Here is a 14,673-nt window from a genome sequence, read left to right on the forward strand (position 1 = left end):
CGAAGGTCGATTTTCCATGGCTTCTTCCATTCTGAAACGCGAGTAGTTATGAAACGAGCACTCATCTTCTGTCTGTTGCCGCTGGCCTTCAGCACTCAACCCCTGATTGCAGAGACTCACGCTGGTTACCCGATACAAACTACACCGGCCACAGGCGGTGAAGGCACGGTCAATCAGGCCGACACCAACGCCTACTCGCTGCCCCAGGGCAACCTGTCCATGACCAAACGCCTGGATTTCAGCGTTGGCAACAGTTTCTTCCGCAATCCCTGGGTGGAAGCACCGGCCAGCACCGATGCCCGGGACGGCCTGGGCCCCCTGTTCAATACCAACTCCTGCCAGGGTTGTCACATCAAGGATGGCCGCGGACACCCGTCCGGCGTTGATGAACCGCCTGTCTCCCTGTTCCTGCGGCTGGCAGTGCCCGCCGATCCGGTCAAGGATGCAGAACTCCTGCGCAAGCACGGTTTCAAACCTGCACCGGTCTACGGTAGTCAGTTGCAGACTGCGGCCCTGCCGGCCGCAAAACCGGAAGCGGATCTGGTGATTGACTGGGAGCCCGTTCAGGAAACACTTGGGGATAGAACGGTGGTTGAACTGCGCAAACCGGAATATCGCATCGAAAACCCCAACTATGGCCCTATGCCATCGAATTTGCTGGTCTCTCCCCGGGTGGCACCACAAATGATCGGCATGGGACTGCTGGAAGCCATCCCTATTGCCGATCTTGAGGCATTGGCCGATCCGGAAGATACCGACAACAACGGGATTTCCGGCAAGCTTAATCAGGTGTGGGATGTCGCCAGCCAGCAAACGCTGCCGGGCCGGTTTGGCTGGAAAGCCGCGGAACCGGATGTGCACCAGCAAAGCATGGGCGCCTTCGCCGGCGATATGGGCCTGACATCGTCCATCAAACCCACCACCGACTGCACCCCGGAACAACAGTGCGAACGGTTTACTCACGGTGGTGAGCCCGAAGTGAGCGACAAGGTCGCCAACTTTGTCACCTTCTACGCCAAGAGTCTGGCGGTCCCTGCCCGTCGGGATCTGGGCGCTGAATCCGTGCAGAAAGGCGCCAGGCTATTCAATGAAACCGGCTGTGCCGGTTGCCACACCCCGAAACACCAGACCGGAGAAGTGGCCGACCGCCCGGATCTGAGCAACCAGACCATCTGGCCCTACACCGACCTGTTACTGCACGACATGGGCCCGGCCCTGGCAGACGGCCGGGACGAGTTCCTCGCTGACGGCAACGAGTGGCGCACGCCACCGCTTTGGGGCATCGGCCTGGCCCAGGTGGTTAACCCCCAGTCCGGTTTTCTGCATGACGGCCGCGCCCGCACGCTGGAAGAAGCCATTCTCTGGCACGGTGGCGAAGCCCGGCCGGCAGCTGACCGCTATCGTCAGATGGCCGAGCCGGAGCGCAGCGCCCTGATCGATTTTCTGAATTCACTCTGAGGATCCACTATGCAACCGATCACCAGACTGTTCTTCGCCTCCGCCCTGCTGGTCTGCACCACAGCGGCGCTCGGGGCCAACGCCGATACCCGGGCCCGCGAACAGTGGCATGGCGCAATTCAAAACGGCTACGAATCGCTGGCAACCGAAACCGAACAACTGGCATCGGCGGCAGTCGGCTACTGCAATGCGCCGACGTCCGGCAGCCGACCGGCCCTGAACGATGCCTGGCTCGATGCCTTCCTGGCCTGGCAGCGGGTCCGATTTGTTGACTTCGGCCCGGTGGAGAACAACAACCTGTCCTGGCAATTCCAGTTCTGGCCGGACCCGAAGAACCTGGTCGCTCGCAAGGCCCGGTACCTGCTTGGCACCGAAGCACCCGTTAACGCCGACGTGATCAATCAATCCGGGGTGGCGGTTCAGGGCTTTCCCATGGCCGAATACCTGCTGTTCGATGAGCAACTCAACAGTGGAGAAAACGCCCTGCCCGCCGCCAAAAACTGTGAGGTGCTCTCGGCGGTAACCCGGCATATGGCACGTAATGCCCGGGATCTCGCAGACAGCTGGGTGAGTTTCAAACAACACTATCTGGACACCGGGCCGTACCGCGACACCACCATCAAAGCCGGCATGACGGCACTGGAAATACTGGAAGAGCGACGGCTGGCTCAGCCCATGGGCCTGAGAGGCAATGGCAAACGCAATCCTTACATCACCGATGCCTGGCGCAGTGGCCAGAGTCTGATGGCGGTGGAAGCAACAGTGGCAGGGCTCGAGAAATTCTACCTTCCCGGACTGATCACTTTGCTGAAAACCGACGGCGAGGCCAGATTGGCAGAGCGCATTCAGAGGCAGTTTGAGGAAGTGGCTGACAACTTTCCGGAAGCCCATGCTGCCATGACAACGCTCATGGAGAGTGATGAGCGGTTCCGCATTCTGCAAGGGCTCTTTGTGGATGTCTCCCAGCTTTCAACGCTGATCAATGACGAAGCCGCCGTGGCGCTTGGCGTAGTGCGTGGCTTCAACTCAAGTGACGGCGACTGAACAGGTATACCCATGCACATCCATCGCAGAACCCTGATCAAAGCCACCATCGCCGGAGGTATGGCCGCCACCCTCACCGGCTGCTCGTTGCTCCCCCGCAAAACCGGCCCACAGCCCGAACGCTATGCCGGTGCGGTTGGCCTGCCGGATGGACGCTTTGGCGTGAGTGCCTTTGATCGATCCGGCAACGTTCAGTGGCAGGCGCCGGTAGACACCCGATGCCACAGCGGCTGTAACCGGCCCGGCCGAAAAGATACTCTGTTTTTTGAGCGCCGACCGGGCTGGTCGTTCTATGTGTTTGATGCAGAAACCGGCCAACGCAGACACCGTATCATGGCCCCCGAAGGCGAACACTTTGTCGGCCACGGCGTGTTCTCACCTGATGGCCGGTGGCTTTACGCCACGGCCAGCCGCTACCAGCCCGGCGAAGGCATTGTCGCCGTCTACGATGCCGAGCAGGACTATAAACGGGTGGACACCTTTGAACTGGAAGGCATCGGGCCCCATGAGCTTACCCTGCATCCGGACGGCAACACTCTGGTCATCGGCCTGGGCGGCATTCTGACCCACCCTGATTACGACCGCATCAAACTCAATCTGGATACCATGCAGCCGGCCCTGATTCTGATGGACCGCCGGTCTGGCCAGATCGTTGGCCGCTTTACCCCTGCCCACCACCAGCAGAGCTCCCGCCACGTCAGCGTCAGCACCGAAGGCAAAATCTATGTTGCCTACCAGTACCAGGGACCGCTCTACGAGCGACCTCCGCTGCTGGCGCGCATAGAAGATGGGCAACTCCGGGAATATCGCTTTGACCCGGAAACCCAGGCCGCCCTCGGCAACTACATCGCCAGCGTGGTGGCCCATCCTGAAAACGACCTGATCGCCGCCGCTTCCCCCGTGGGCGGCACCGCTATTGTCTTCCGCGGCAAGACCGGGGAGCTGGTTGCCAAAGCCCGCATCACTGACTGCGCCGGCATTCAGACTCTGGCAGGAGGCGATTTCCTGGTGTCCTCGGGACAGGGCCGACTGGTGCAACTGAGCGCCGGACAAGCTGCGAAAGACATCGCGCGGCTACCGGTACAGTGGGACCACCACCTGGTCTGACCGGCACCGCTGGTCCTCCCGCTTAAGCACACCCGAGCTAACTGGTATGCTTGGCAAACATTTTTCCGGAGGACGGCCCTTTGCCAGCAACCAAACCCGACACCATCGACCAGCTCTACGGACTGATTGCCAACGAAGAGGACGCACGGGTCTGTAAAGACATCCCGGAGGAAGCCTGTCGGGAAGTACCCCGAAACTTCTTCCTGATTCTGTTCAGCAATGTGCTCACCAAACTCGGAGACTTGCTGATCAGCCCCAAGACCGTGCTGGCCTGGCTGATGAGTGCCGTTGGCGCACCGGCTCTGGTAGCCTGGTTGGTGCCTATCCGGGAATCCGGCTCCATGGTGCCGCAGATGGTGATCGCCGCCTGGGTGCGTCGCAAGGCGGTGCGCAAATGGTTCTGGACCCTGGGCAGTTTCGGGCAGTCCGTCAGCGTGGCTGCGATGGCGGCAAGCGTGTGGTTTCTTGAAGGCTATGCGGCCGGTGGCGGTATTGTCGCGGCGCTTGTTGTGTTTTCACTGGCGCGGGGATTCTGTTCGGTCTCTATGAAAGACGTTCAGGGCAAATGTATCCCCAAAACCCGCCGGGGTCGGCTGTCTGGGCTGGCAACCACCATTGGTGGCACCGCCACGGTAGTGCTCACAGGACTGTTGTTCTGGGATCGGGGCGACCCCAGCATTGCGTTCTACACCACATTGCTGCTCCTGGCAGCTACGCTGTGGGTGATTGCCGGGGTTCTGTTTGCCAATGTGGAAGAGTACGCCGGGGAAACAGGGGGCGGTGGCAACGCTATCAACGAGGCTTTTAAAAGCCTGTCGCTGCTACGGGACGATGCGCCCTTCAGGCATTTTGTCATCACTCGTGCACTGCTTTTGTGTTCGGCTCTCGCGTCTCCCTATTTCGTGGTGCTCGCCCAACAGGAATCCGATATCGGCTGGATGCTGGGTGTCTTTCTGCTCGCCAGCAGTCTGGCCAGCTCCCTGAGCGCCAGCTTCTGGGGTTGGGCCGCCGACACCTCCAGCCGCCGAGTAATGATTCGGGGTGCCGCCATGGCCAGCTCGGTCTGCCTGGTGGTTGGTGTTCTGGCGCTGGTGCTGGGCCCCGGGTTTGGCGGTGCCTGGTTCTATCCGGTCGCGTTTTTTGTGCTGAGTATTGCCCATGCCGGCGTGCGCCTGGGGCGTAAAACCTATCTGGTGGATATGGCCGGTGGCAACAAACGGACAGACTATACAGCAGTCAGCAATACCGTTATCGGTGTGTTGCTGCTGGTAACCGGGGGGTTCACAGCCGCCATTTCCATGATTTCGGACGTGGCGGTGATTCTGGTATTGGGCCTGATGGGGCTGGCGGGTATGCTGAGCGCATTACGCCTGGAAGAAGTGACGGAAGGCTGAGCCATCAAGACCCCGTTACATCGGGGTCTTGCCATCGTTCAGGGCCAGGGCGCCTTTGACAATTCGGTAGATCACCCAGATCGCAATACCCAGCAGAATAAACCAGCCCACGATCAGCATGGTGGTAATCACCCCAATGACTGTCCACAGCAAACCAATCCAGAAGGTGCGGATCTGCCAGCGGAAATGGGGCTCTATCCAGGTACCACGGACATCATCCAGTTTGACGTAGTTGATGATCACGCCCACCAGTGCCGTCAGCCCCCCCAGGAAAAAAGACAACGCCTGCAGGATGTAAACCACCACCGCCAGATTCCTCGCAGAGCTGGGCTCCTGTGATTGCTGACCGTCAGGTTTTGCGGGGATATACTCGGTTTCGGACACAGGTGTTCTCCTTGTTACGTCCCTGGCAGTCTATCACAGCCTTGGCTGGAGCCCAGTGCGATCAATTCCCCGCCGGCCGATACCCAACCCGGAAACCGCCCCAGTGCTTACCGTTCACATAGATGGGCACCGACAGGTCGTGCATGATCTCACCGGTGTCCCGGCGATAGGTCTGGAGCAGCATACTTTCGGTATGACTCCCACAGCGTATGCCAGTGCGGTCATTGAACAGTCGCTTGCTGCGGCTTTTCACCAGGTCCACTTCCGGATTACCACTCGGCGGGTGGGCAAAATCCTTGTTATGGGTAGGCACATAACCGTCCGGCGCGCAGGCGATGGAGAACACCATGGCCTCATGGGATTTCTTGATGGGCTCCTGTATTGCCGGAAACATCTGGTCAGTAAACCGATCGAAGCTGCTGGAATACTGTTGGGGCTGGGTGTTGGCAATCGGTGTTCGCTTCTTGTCAAACAGCGCCGCTTCACTCAAACGGCCCTCTCGAATTGCCGCCTCAAACAACTGGCCAATCTGCTGCGCCCCTTCCAGTGCTTTCTCATAAAACGGCCGGTGGTAGCTTTCGCTGCTGTTCAGCGCAAAGGCAGCATTCGCCTTCTCCGCCAGCTCCATCAACGTGGAAGCCTGGTCCGCCAGCGATGCCACACTGGTATCACTTTCGGATATATGGTCACGGACAGACTCAATAGCCGAAAACACCTGGGCCAGACTCTGCTCGTTGTTCTGGTCGATCTCGGCAATACGGGCAACCTGCTGCTGAACCCGGTCGGATTGATCCCGAATCTGATCCAGCTGGCCGCCAACGCTCTCTACAGATGCCAGCCCGTCTTCCACGGTTTTCGCCAGAGATTCAATGCGGGACACAATCTTGGTTGTGTCATTCTGGATTTCGTCGAGGGTGTCTGCCACTTCACTGGTGGCCTGGGCAGTGCGCCCGGCCAACTGCCGGACTTCATCGGCCACCACCGCAAACCCGCGGCCCTGTTCACCGGCGCGGGCCGCCTCAATAGCGGCATTCAGTGCCAAAAGATTAGTCTGCTCGGCGATACCCTGAATGGTGGACGTCACGCCCTGGATCTTGCCGGATTTTTCGTGCAAGGCCTGAATCAACCTGAGGTTCTCTTCCGACTGTTGATGCACCAGGCGCACACTTTCAATGGCCGACACCAATGACTGACGCCCCTCCACGCTGACTTCACGATTCTGCAATGCCATGGTGGCGGCGTTGGTGGCCTGTTCCGATGATTCCCGAACCGATTCCGTGATCTGGCCGGCGTAGTCGGCCATCTGAGCGGTTTCTTCAACCTGTCGGTCCAGGCGCTGCTTCACCTGATCCGCCGCAAACGAGACTTCGGCGGCCGAGATGGCATTCTTGTCGGCACTGGCCGAGAGGGTTTCAACCAGGGCCTTGCCCGCACGGGCATCCGCCAGAAGCTGCGCACACTGAGCCCGCAAGGGATGATTGTCAGCCAGGGAGCCATCATTCAGGTCGTTGATTCCACGCTCTATTGGTTCAAGCACCCGTAAAACCAGATAGCAAGCCGCAGCAGCAAGGCCCACAAGGAGCCCGATTAACAGAGAGGCGGCATCGAGCCCCATCAACGGAGCCACCAGAATGCAGGCAATACCGAGCGCAACAGCAATGCCCACCCCCCATAAAATTGCAGTGCGATCGAGTAAACCCATGGTGCCCTCATCTTTGTCATTGCTAACGCAAGCATGTTGTTATTGCAGGCCATCCCTGAGGTTAAAGAAATGATATAGGTTAATAACTCCTACTTTAGTGGACTAAAGATACCACTATTGCAGGGCCCAAGGAGTTTATCGGCATCTGGAAGGAAATCTGAAATACAGAAGAGAAAAGCCCGGGCGGAACGAGTCCGCCCGGGCTTTTTGGCAGAGCCTGACAACCGTTATGGCTGATCAGGCACCGATAACGCCGCTGTCATCGCGGGTAACGATAACCGTTGCATCACGCGGACGCGGATCGTTGGCATCCGGCCAGTTTGCTTCCGGGTGCTGGATATTGACGAACATGGTCTTCACATCCGGTGTGGAGACAACGCCTGTAACCTCACAGCCAACCGGCCCAACGAAGAAACGCTTGATCTCGCGGGTTTCCGGGTTGGCCGCCAGCATCATGTTGTTCTGATAAGGTGCTGCATCGGAGCCATCGGTCTGAATCCAGAGGCGGCCGTTATAATCGAACCAGAGGCCATCCGGACTGTTGAAGATGTTGTCATCAGTCAGAGATACGATAACCTGGTCGTCAACCACGGTTTCCGTGCCCTGCTCACCGGCGAACACGAAGATATCCCAGTCAAAGCTGGTCGCAGTGTGATCGTTGCCGTCTTCGCTCCAGCGAATAATATGACCGGTGCGGTTGTTGGCATTCGGATTTGCCGCGTTAACCTGCTCCTCCGTCCGGCGGGAGTTATTGGTCAGCGTAAAGTAAACCTGACCGGAATTCGGATCTACAGCCCCCCACTCCGGGCGATCCATCGGGGTCGCACCTGCGATGTCGGCAGCCAGCCGAGTGTTCAACAAAACATCAGCCTGATTCTCAAAACCGTCAAACTGAACGTTGCCAACCATTTCGCCCTGGGCCGCAGCCACTTTGGCAGCAAAATCCGTATCGTTCAGATCCAGCGCCAGCCAGTCGCCTGAGCCATCGTCGTTAAAGCGAGCCACGTAGAGCGTACCCTCGTCCAGGAGGTAGCCACCAGCCGTTGCAGCGTAATAGGGCTTCGAGGAGACAAATTTGTAGATGTACTCGAAACGGGAATCATCACCGGAATAACATACGACCGGCTCACCTTCCTTAACCGGCGCAAAAATCACACCCTCGTGACCAAAGCGGCCCAGCGCGGTTCGCTTCTGTGGTTTGCTCTCTGGAGTAAACGGGTCAATTTCCACCATGAAACCGTAGGTATTGGCCTCATTCCGGTAATCATCCGCCGCCGACGCCATGGCGGGTCTGCTCCCGGGGCTGCGTTGCATCGCTATTAGCGAAGTACCCGTGCCAGTTTTCCTCAGCCGCAAGGTAAGTTCCCCACGGCGTCGGGCCCATCGCGCAGTTGTTCAGAGTACCGCGGGTTTCCGTTGCATCCGGACTGTATTTGGTGACCAGTTTGTCGTAACCACGCACCGGACCACGGATATCCATTTCGGTATTACCCGTAACCCGGCGATTAAACGGACTCCCGAAAACAATATCCCACTTGCCGCTGTTGTCGCGCTTGATATGAACCACAGACACACCGTGTGCGGCGATTTCCTTGCGCACTTCATCGGCCGGACGCATACCGTTGACGTAGGTAGCCCCGTTGGCATGCAAAGCGCCTTGATTGATGTACTCATGGTTCATCACCAACAGACCTTCGCTGGAGCTGTTACCACCGGCTTTCAGGTCAATCGGGAAAAAGTGCACGCCGTCATGATGCATGCCCATTTGCTGCTCTTGCTCTTCTCCGGTATTGGTGCCATCCGGCTTGTAGGCTGGATAAGACCCGGTAATTGGCGTGCCCCAGGGAAGAAACGCTTCGGAGGAGTATCCCTCGGGAACAACGACCTGATTCTCGGTCGAAGTGGGGACAGCCTTGAAACCCAGTTCAGTGCTGGAGGCGTTTCCACCGGTAGTACCGCCATCGTTGTCACTATCACTGTCACTGCCACAACCGGCAAGCCCCAACCCCATAACGCTGGCCAGAGCGGCGCCTACGCTACCTTTCATGACGGTACGACGCTGCATTCTGGCAGACAGTACCTGATGGAACGGGGTGTTTTCGGAATGATTGACGACTGGCTCGTAGTTCGGGTCCAGGTAATTCGGGTCAAGATCGTGCTTGGCCATCGTTTGCCTCTCTCGGATTGGTGGACAAGTCCTTTATTTCGAGAGGCAAGTGTCGGCAAGTAACGTGACAGGACGTAAACAGATTTAAGTCAGAATGTTGAACGTTCGATGACAACCGGTGAGGCAGAAACAGAAACGGGGCCAAAAGGCCCCGTAACCGCGCGACGCAACTCAGGGGATCACTGAGTCATTTCGTCGTAGCCTTCTTCCATGGAGTCCGCTGCTTCTTCCATGGAGTCACCCGCTTCATCCGCGGCTTCTTCAATCTCGTCGCCGACGTTTTCGGCACCTTCCTGCATTTCACCAATCACGCCTTCATCCTGACCCGTGGCTTCTTCCCAGGTTTCTTCGGTGGCGTTAGCGGCGTCGTCCATCATTTCCTCGGCATTTTCACCCGCTTCTTCAAAATCCGCGCCTTCATCGCTCTCGGAGCTGCAGGCAGAAAGTCCAAGCGTGGCAACCAGTGCGAGTGCGCTCAAGGTAAACTTGTTCATAACATGTCCCTCTGTCGGTATATGTGTACAACGCCAACAGAGTAGAGGCAGCCCGTGGTCAATAGCAATTACCGGGCGATTACCCTTTCGTTAACCGCTCACCGTCGATCATGATGATGTGGTCCGCTGAGACCACCTGTCCTTTTCCCAGCACCACAAAATCCCGCCCGGCCCGGCTAAGTACCTCCCGGATAACGCCGTGAACCACGCAGACCTGTCCATTCGGGTCCTGATAGATGATTTCCGCCAGTTTCATGGCGCGCGCGTATTCCTGGAGCCGTTGCTGCAACGTCCAGGACATAGTGGCCGGAGATGGATTGGTGGCACTCATTCGACGCTTCCCTGTTTTTTTTGTTTCCAGAAGTCTGGACCACAAGCTCTGGATTCGCCAGCTGAAGCCTGATTGTCATTAGAGGCCAGTTCGCTTAACCAGAACCCGTTACTTGTTGTATTGCCAGATTGTCCGACATAAATTGAAAAAACAAACACAACGAGTTCCACGGAGAGCCCATATGAACGCCAAAGTGAAATCCTCGCTCGACACGCACCAGGTCGCCGCGCCCCGGAAAACCGGGACATCGGATTCAAAAGACACCGCCACCAAGGCCGAGACCTGGAAAGATCCCAAGCGCTACATGTGGCTGTTGGGGCCTGCGCTTCCAGGCATTGGCCTTGCCGCTCTGACTGGCTATGCCCTGGCCCCGAAACGACTGAAGGCTCTGGCCTGGACCGGGCCGGCACTGGTGCACGGCATTATTCCGGCACTGGACCGGGCGATTGGTGAAGACAAGAGCAATCCTCCTGAATCGGCGGTAAAGACCCTGGAGCAGGACAAGTATTACGACCGTATTGTGAAGGCGTTTATCCCCACCCAGTACGCCATGACCTTCATGGGCGCCTGGCTGGCCAGCCGGAAAAACACACCACTCGAGGACAAGATCGGCCTGACCCTGACCGTAGGCGCCATCAACGGGGTAGGCATCAACACCGCCCATGAGCTGGGCCACAAGTCCAATAAACTGAACAAACTGATGGCCATGGCCGCCTTGGCCCCCACCGCCTACACCCACTTTGTGGTGGAACATAATTTTGGTCATCACAAGCGGGTAGCCACACCGGAGGACCCCGCCAGCAGCCGAATGGGCGAGAGTTTCTGGAAGTTCCTGCCCCGAACCGTGTTCGGCGGCATCAAGTCGTCGATCAAGATCGAAAAGGCACGCCTGGAACGCAAGGGTAAGAGCTTCTGGAGTCTTGATAACGAACTGCTACAGGGTTGGGCCATGACGGCCGGGTTCTTTGGCGCCACGACGCTGGTCTGCGGCCCGAGGGCGGTGCCGTTCCTGGCGGCACAGGCGGTTTATGGCGCCAGTCTGTTGGAGAGTGTGAATTACATCGAGCACTATGGTCTGTTGCGGCAGAAGGACAAGAATGGCAAGTATGAGCGCACGAAGCCGGAACACAGCTGGAACAGTAATCACATTGTGACCAACCTGTTCCTGTATCAGTTGCAACGGCATTCTGACCACCACGCCCATCCGACCCGGAGTTTCCAGGCCTTGCGTCATTTTGAAAAGGCGCCCCAGTTGCCGGGAGGGTACGCATCGATGCTGTTGCCGGCCTACCTGCCGCAGTGGTGGTACGAGACGATGGATAAGCGGGTAATTGACCACTACGAAGGGGATCTGTCGAAGATCAACTGGGACCCTGATCGCAAGGAGGAGTTGATGGCCAAGTATGCGGACTATGCTGCGAAAGTGGCAGCGGAGGCTGCGGCTCGGCGGGCTGGCTCTTCTTCTGAGTCTGAGGCTGCCTGATTTCGTGGTTTGATTGCCGGCCCCAGCCTGTTGGTTGGGCGCCGGCTGCGGGTTGGGGCCACCCTTCCGGGAGACGCCATGAACCCATCCATGGGGGCTTGAGCGCAGCATCCCTGCTGCGCACACTCCCGGAAGGGTGGCCCCAACCCGTCGCTTTCGCTTCCGTGGGATAGTCGCTGATTCGACGATTCGCTAAGGACTAAATCTCGATTAACAAGGCAATCCTGCTACTTGCCTTTGAACACCGCCTCTCTTCTCTCCAGGAATGACTGGATTCCTTCTTTGACATCTTCGCTGGCCATGACCGGGCGTAGTTCCGGGAACAGACGTTCCTTGGCCGCTTCCTGGCCTTCGGACACGGCAATCTTGGACGATTTCAGGCTGCCCTGAACGCCTAACGGAGCCGCTCTGGCAATCTTCTCGGCGATTTCCATGGCTTTGTTGAGCTGTTCGCCGGGTTCCACCAGTTCCTGAATCAGGCCCCACTGGTAAGCCTGTTCCGCGGTCCATTCATCACCAGTGAGCAGGTAGCGCTGGGCGTTGCCCCAACCGATTTCCCGCTGCAGGCGAATGGTGGCGCCACCGCAGGCGAAGATGCCGCGTTTCACTTCCAACTGAGCGAAGCGGGTGCCTTTCGCGGCCACGCGGATGTCGGTGTTGAGCATCATCTCGACGCCACAGGTGAAGCAGATGCCCTGGGCGGCGAATACCACCGGCTTGGTGAGGCTATCGCCGGTAATGTCAAAGGGGTCGAGTTCGCCTTCGCCGGGTTCAATGCCTTTACCGTTGGCGAACACGCCGGCCCAGTCATCCAGTTGCAGGCCGCTGGTGAAGTGGTCACCTTCAGCGTACATCACTGCCACGCGCAGCTCCGGATCGTGCTGGAGCTGGTAATAGGCGGCAGCGATTTCGTGGTACATGGCCCGGTTCATGGCGTTCATTTTTTCCGGGCGGTTCAGTCCGATCAGCAAAACATGATTTTTCTTATCAACATTTACCAGAGCCATTGCGCTTTCCTTTCATGTTTTCTTGTCAACAGGCTATGCCCATGTGCGGGCGCGAACGGCTGGGAGTCCTTTCAGGGAACGTCTTTGGCCATGGATGGCCAAAGTCGAGCGCACATGGACGTGCTCGTAGCGTGTCCCTGAAAGGGCGCCCAGCCGATCGCACTATCCCCAATACTCGCAGGCTAGTGATACAAAGAGCACCAAAACTAGAACCAATCGGCCTTCATATTCAGGCACGTATCATCCTGATTCCGCAGCAGCACCAGATCCTGAGCCACGGTGGGCAATTCCCAGTGGAAGAAGTACTGGGCGGCCTGCAGTTTGCCCTGGTAGAAGTTGCGTTCGCTGTCGCTGTTGGCAGAGGCCAGAGCGTTGGCTGCCGCATTAGCCTGCCGCAGCCACATCCAGGCCACGATAATGTGGCCGAACAGGTGAAGGTAGCAGCTGGCATTGGCCAGGGTTTTGTCGACTTCGCCGCCCATCAGGGATTTACCCAGGCTCTGGGTGACTTTTACTGCCTGCTGCAGGGTTTCGCTGAGGGACAACGCCCACTGCTGGCAGCGCTCGGTGGTAGCCGCCTGCAGATCTACCTGCATTTCCTGCATCAGCAGCTGCAGGCCGTGGCTCTGGTCCTGCCAGATTTTCCGGCCCAGCAGGTCCAGAGCCTGGATGCCGTTGGTGCCTTCGTGGATGGGGTTCAGGCGGTTGTCGCGCCAGCACTGCTCGACCGGGTATTCGCGAGTGTAACCGGCGCCGCCGTAGACCTGGATTGCCAGATCGTTGGCTTTCGGACCGTATTCCGAGGGCCAGGCTTTGATCACCGGGGTAAGCAAATCCAACAGCTTGCCGGCTTCCATTCGTTTCTGCTCATCCGGGTGGGTGTGCTGATCATCCATCAGGCGGGCGCCGTAGAGGCAGAGCGCCAGGCCGCCTTCGCTGTAGGCTTTCTGGGCCAGCAGCATGCGGCGTACGTCCGCGTGGTCGATGATGGGTACTTGCGGACTTTCCGGATTCTTTTCGCTGGCCTTGCGGCCCTGCAGGCGGTCCTTGGCGTATTCCAGGCTGTGCATGTAGCCCCGATAGCCGATCACAGCGGCGCCAAAACCAACGCCGATGCGGGCTTCGTTCATCATCTGGAACATGTACTTCAGGCCCTGATGGGGTTCACCTACCAGGTAGCCGTGGCAGGGGGCATCATCGCCGAAGCTCAGGGCGGTACTGGTAGTGCCGCGATAGCCGAGTTTGTGGATCAGGCCGGCGAGGCTGACGCCGTTGCGGTCGCCTGGGTTGCCGTTCTCGTCCACATGGAATTTCGGGACGATGAACAGGGAGATGCCTTTTACGCCCGCCGGTGCGCCTTTGATTTTCGCCAGCACCATGTGAACGATATTTTCGGTGATGCTCTGCTCGCCACCAGAGATGTAGATTTTGGCGCCTTTGATCAGGTAGTGGCCGTCGTCGGTGGGCGTGGCGGAGGTGCGGATGTCTGCCAGGCTGGAGCCGGCGTGGGGCTCAGTCAGGGCCATGGTTCCACTGTAGCGGCCGCTGAGCATATTGGGCAGAAATTTGGCCTTCTGTTCGTCGTTGCCGAATACACGAATCAGGTTGGCGGCGGCGGTGGTCAGAAACGGGTAGCCGGCGGTGCCGGGATTGGCGGCGGTGAAGAAGCCGTTGCAGGCCGCCATGACGGATTCCGGCAGTTGCATGCCGCCGAGGTCGTAGTCGTATCGGCCAGCGAGGAAGCCGGCTTCGGCGTAGGCATCGAAGGCCTGTCTGACGTCCGGGAGCATTTCCACCTGGCCGTTGACGAATTTGGGTTCGTCTTTGTCGGCGGCGCTATTGTGGTTGGCGAATTTTTCTTTCGCCATTTTGTCGGCCGTTTCGATGACGGCGTCAAAGGTTTCTTTGCTGTGTTCGCTGAAGCGCTCGCGCTGGATGAGGGATTCGGTGTCCATCACCTCATAAAGCTGGAAGGCAAGGTCGCGGCGGTCGATCAGGGTGTCGGTCATTCTTGGTCTCCTGTTGATTGGCCATAGCGTCTCATAACGGCTATGGTTGTTGGAATTGTCATTTCTGACTTATTCTTGGCTGAATCCGCCAAC

General features: G+C 58.3%; 11 protein-coding genes and 1 pseudogene. 5 read left to right on the forward strand and 7 right to left on the reverse strand.

The window, feature by feature from the left end; translation table 11 throughout:
- Positions 1–48 precede the first annotated feature (48 nt).
- The 4 genes from JIF53_RS09700 to JIF53_RS09715 all read left to right on the forward strand — a co-directional run bounded on the left by JIF53_RS09700 (position 49) and on the right by JIF53_RS09715 (position 5,003).
- On the forward strand, positions 49–1,458 hold the full coding sequence (locus JIF53_RS09700) for a di-heme oxidoredictase family protein (RefSeq protein WP_153741020.1): 1,410 nt from the start codon (positions 49–51) through the stop codon (positions 1,456–1,458).
- Positions 1,459–1,467: 9 nt separating this feature from the next.
- The gene (locus JIF53_RS09705; RefSeq protein ID WP_153741019.1) at positions 1,468–2,502 is read left to right on the forward strand and encodes an imelysin family protein; all 1,035 of its coding nucleotides are present in this window, start codon (positions 1,468–1,470) and stop codon (positions 2,500–2,502) included.
- A 12-nt stretch (positions 2,503–2,514) separates the two neighbouring features.
- Positions 2,515–3,609 (forward strand): DUF1513 domain-containing protein, encoded by a 1,095-nt coding sequence (locus tag JIF53_RS09710; RefSeq protein ID WP_199452372.1) that lies wholly within the window; start codon positions 2,515–2,517, stop codon positions 3,607–3,609.
- An 80-nt stretch (positions 3,610–3,689) separates the two neighbouring features.
- Positions 3,690–5,003 carry an MFS transporter gene (locus tag JIF53_RS09715; protein WP_153741017.1) on the forward strand — a complete coding sequence of 438 codons (1,314 nt, stop codon included), beginning with the start codon at positions 3,690–3,692 and terminating at the stop codon, positions 5,001–5,003.
- A gap of 15 nt (positions 5,004–5,018) precedes the next feature.
- Here the strand turns inward: JIF53_RS09715 and JIF53_RS09720 are convergent, their stop codons facing one another.
- From JIF53_RS09720 to JIF53_RS09740, 5 genes and pseudogenes are all read right to left on the reverse strand, one after another.
- Positions 5,019–5,387: a DUF4870 family protein gene (locus tag JIF53_RS09720; RefSeq protein ID WP_014422205.1), complete on the reverse strand. Its 369-nt coding sequence runs from the start codon at positions 5,385–5,387 to the stop codon at positions 5,019–5,021.
- A gap of 61 nt (positions 5,388–5,448) precedes the next feature.
- Positions 5,449–7,089, reverse strand: coding sequence for a methyl-accepting chemotaxis protein (locus JIF53_RS09725; protein WP_199452373.1), 1,641 nt, complete (start codon positions 7,087–7,089; stop codon positions 5,449–5,451).
- Between the two features lie 237 nt (positions 7,090–7,326).
- Positions 7,327–9,256: pseudogene (locus JIF53_RS09730) on the reverse strand (PhoX family protein).
- 179 nt (positions 9,257–9,435) lie between these two features.
- Positions 9,436–9,750, reverse strand: a complete 315-nt coding sequence (locus JIF53_RS09735) for a hypothetical protein (protein ID WP_153741014.1) — start codon at positions 9,748–9,750, stop codon at positions 9,436–9,438.
- Between the two features lie 79 nt (positions 9,751–9,829).
- The gene (locus JIF53_RS09740) at positions 9,830–10,081 is read right to left on the reverse strand and encodes a hypothetical protein (RefSeq protein ID WP_022987979.1); all 252 of its coding nucleotides are present in this window, start codon (positions 10,079–10,081) and stop codon (positions 9,830–9,832) included.
- 181 nt (positions 10,082–10,262) lie between these two features.
- Here JIF53_RS09740 and JIF53_RS09745 point away from each other — a divergent pair, with 181 nt between their 5' ends.
- Positions 10,263–11,564: an alkane 1-monooxygenase gene (locus JIF53_RS09745; protein WP_011786287.1), complete on the forward strand. Its 1,302-nt coding sequence runs from the start codon at positions 10,263–10,265 to the stop codon at positions 11,562–11,564.
- Positions 11,565–11,791: 227 nt separating this feature from the next.
- Here JIF53_RS09745 and JIF53_RS09750 read toward each other — a convergent pair whose 3' ends face one another.
- Together JIF53_RS09750 and JIF53_RS09755 are read right to left on the reverse strand one after the other, a co-directional pair.
- Positions 11,792–12,571 carry a crotonase/enoyl-CoA hydratase family protein gene (locus JIF53_RS09750; RefSeq protein ID WP_199452374.1) on the reverse strand — a complete coding sequence of 260 codons (780 nt, stop codon included), beginning with the start codon at positions 12,569–12,571 and terminating at the stop codon, positions 11,792–11,794.
- 206 nt (positions 12,572–12,777) lie between these two features.
- Positions 12,778–14,580 (reverse strand): acyl-CoA dehydrogenase, encoded by a 1,803-nt coding sequence (locus tag JIF53_RS09755; RefSeq protein ID WP_199452375.1) that lies wholly within the window; start codon positions 14,578–14,580, stop codon positions 12,778–12,780.
- Between the last annotated feature and the right edge of the window lie 93 nt (positions 14,581–14,673).

Source organism: Marinobacter sp. bablab_jr008, assembly GCF_016464145.1.
Lineage (GTDB): Bacteria > Pseudomonadota > Gammaproteobacteria > Pseudomonadales > Oleiphilaceae > Marinobacter > Marinobacter nauticus.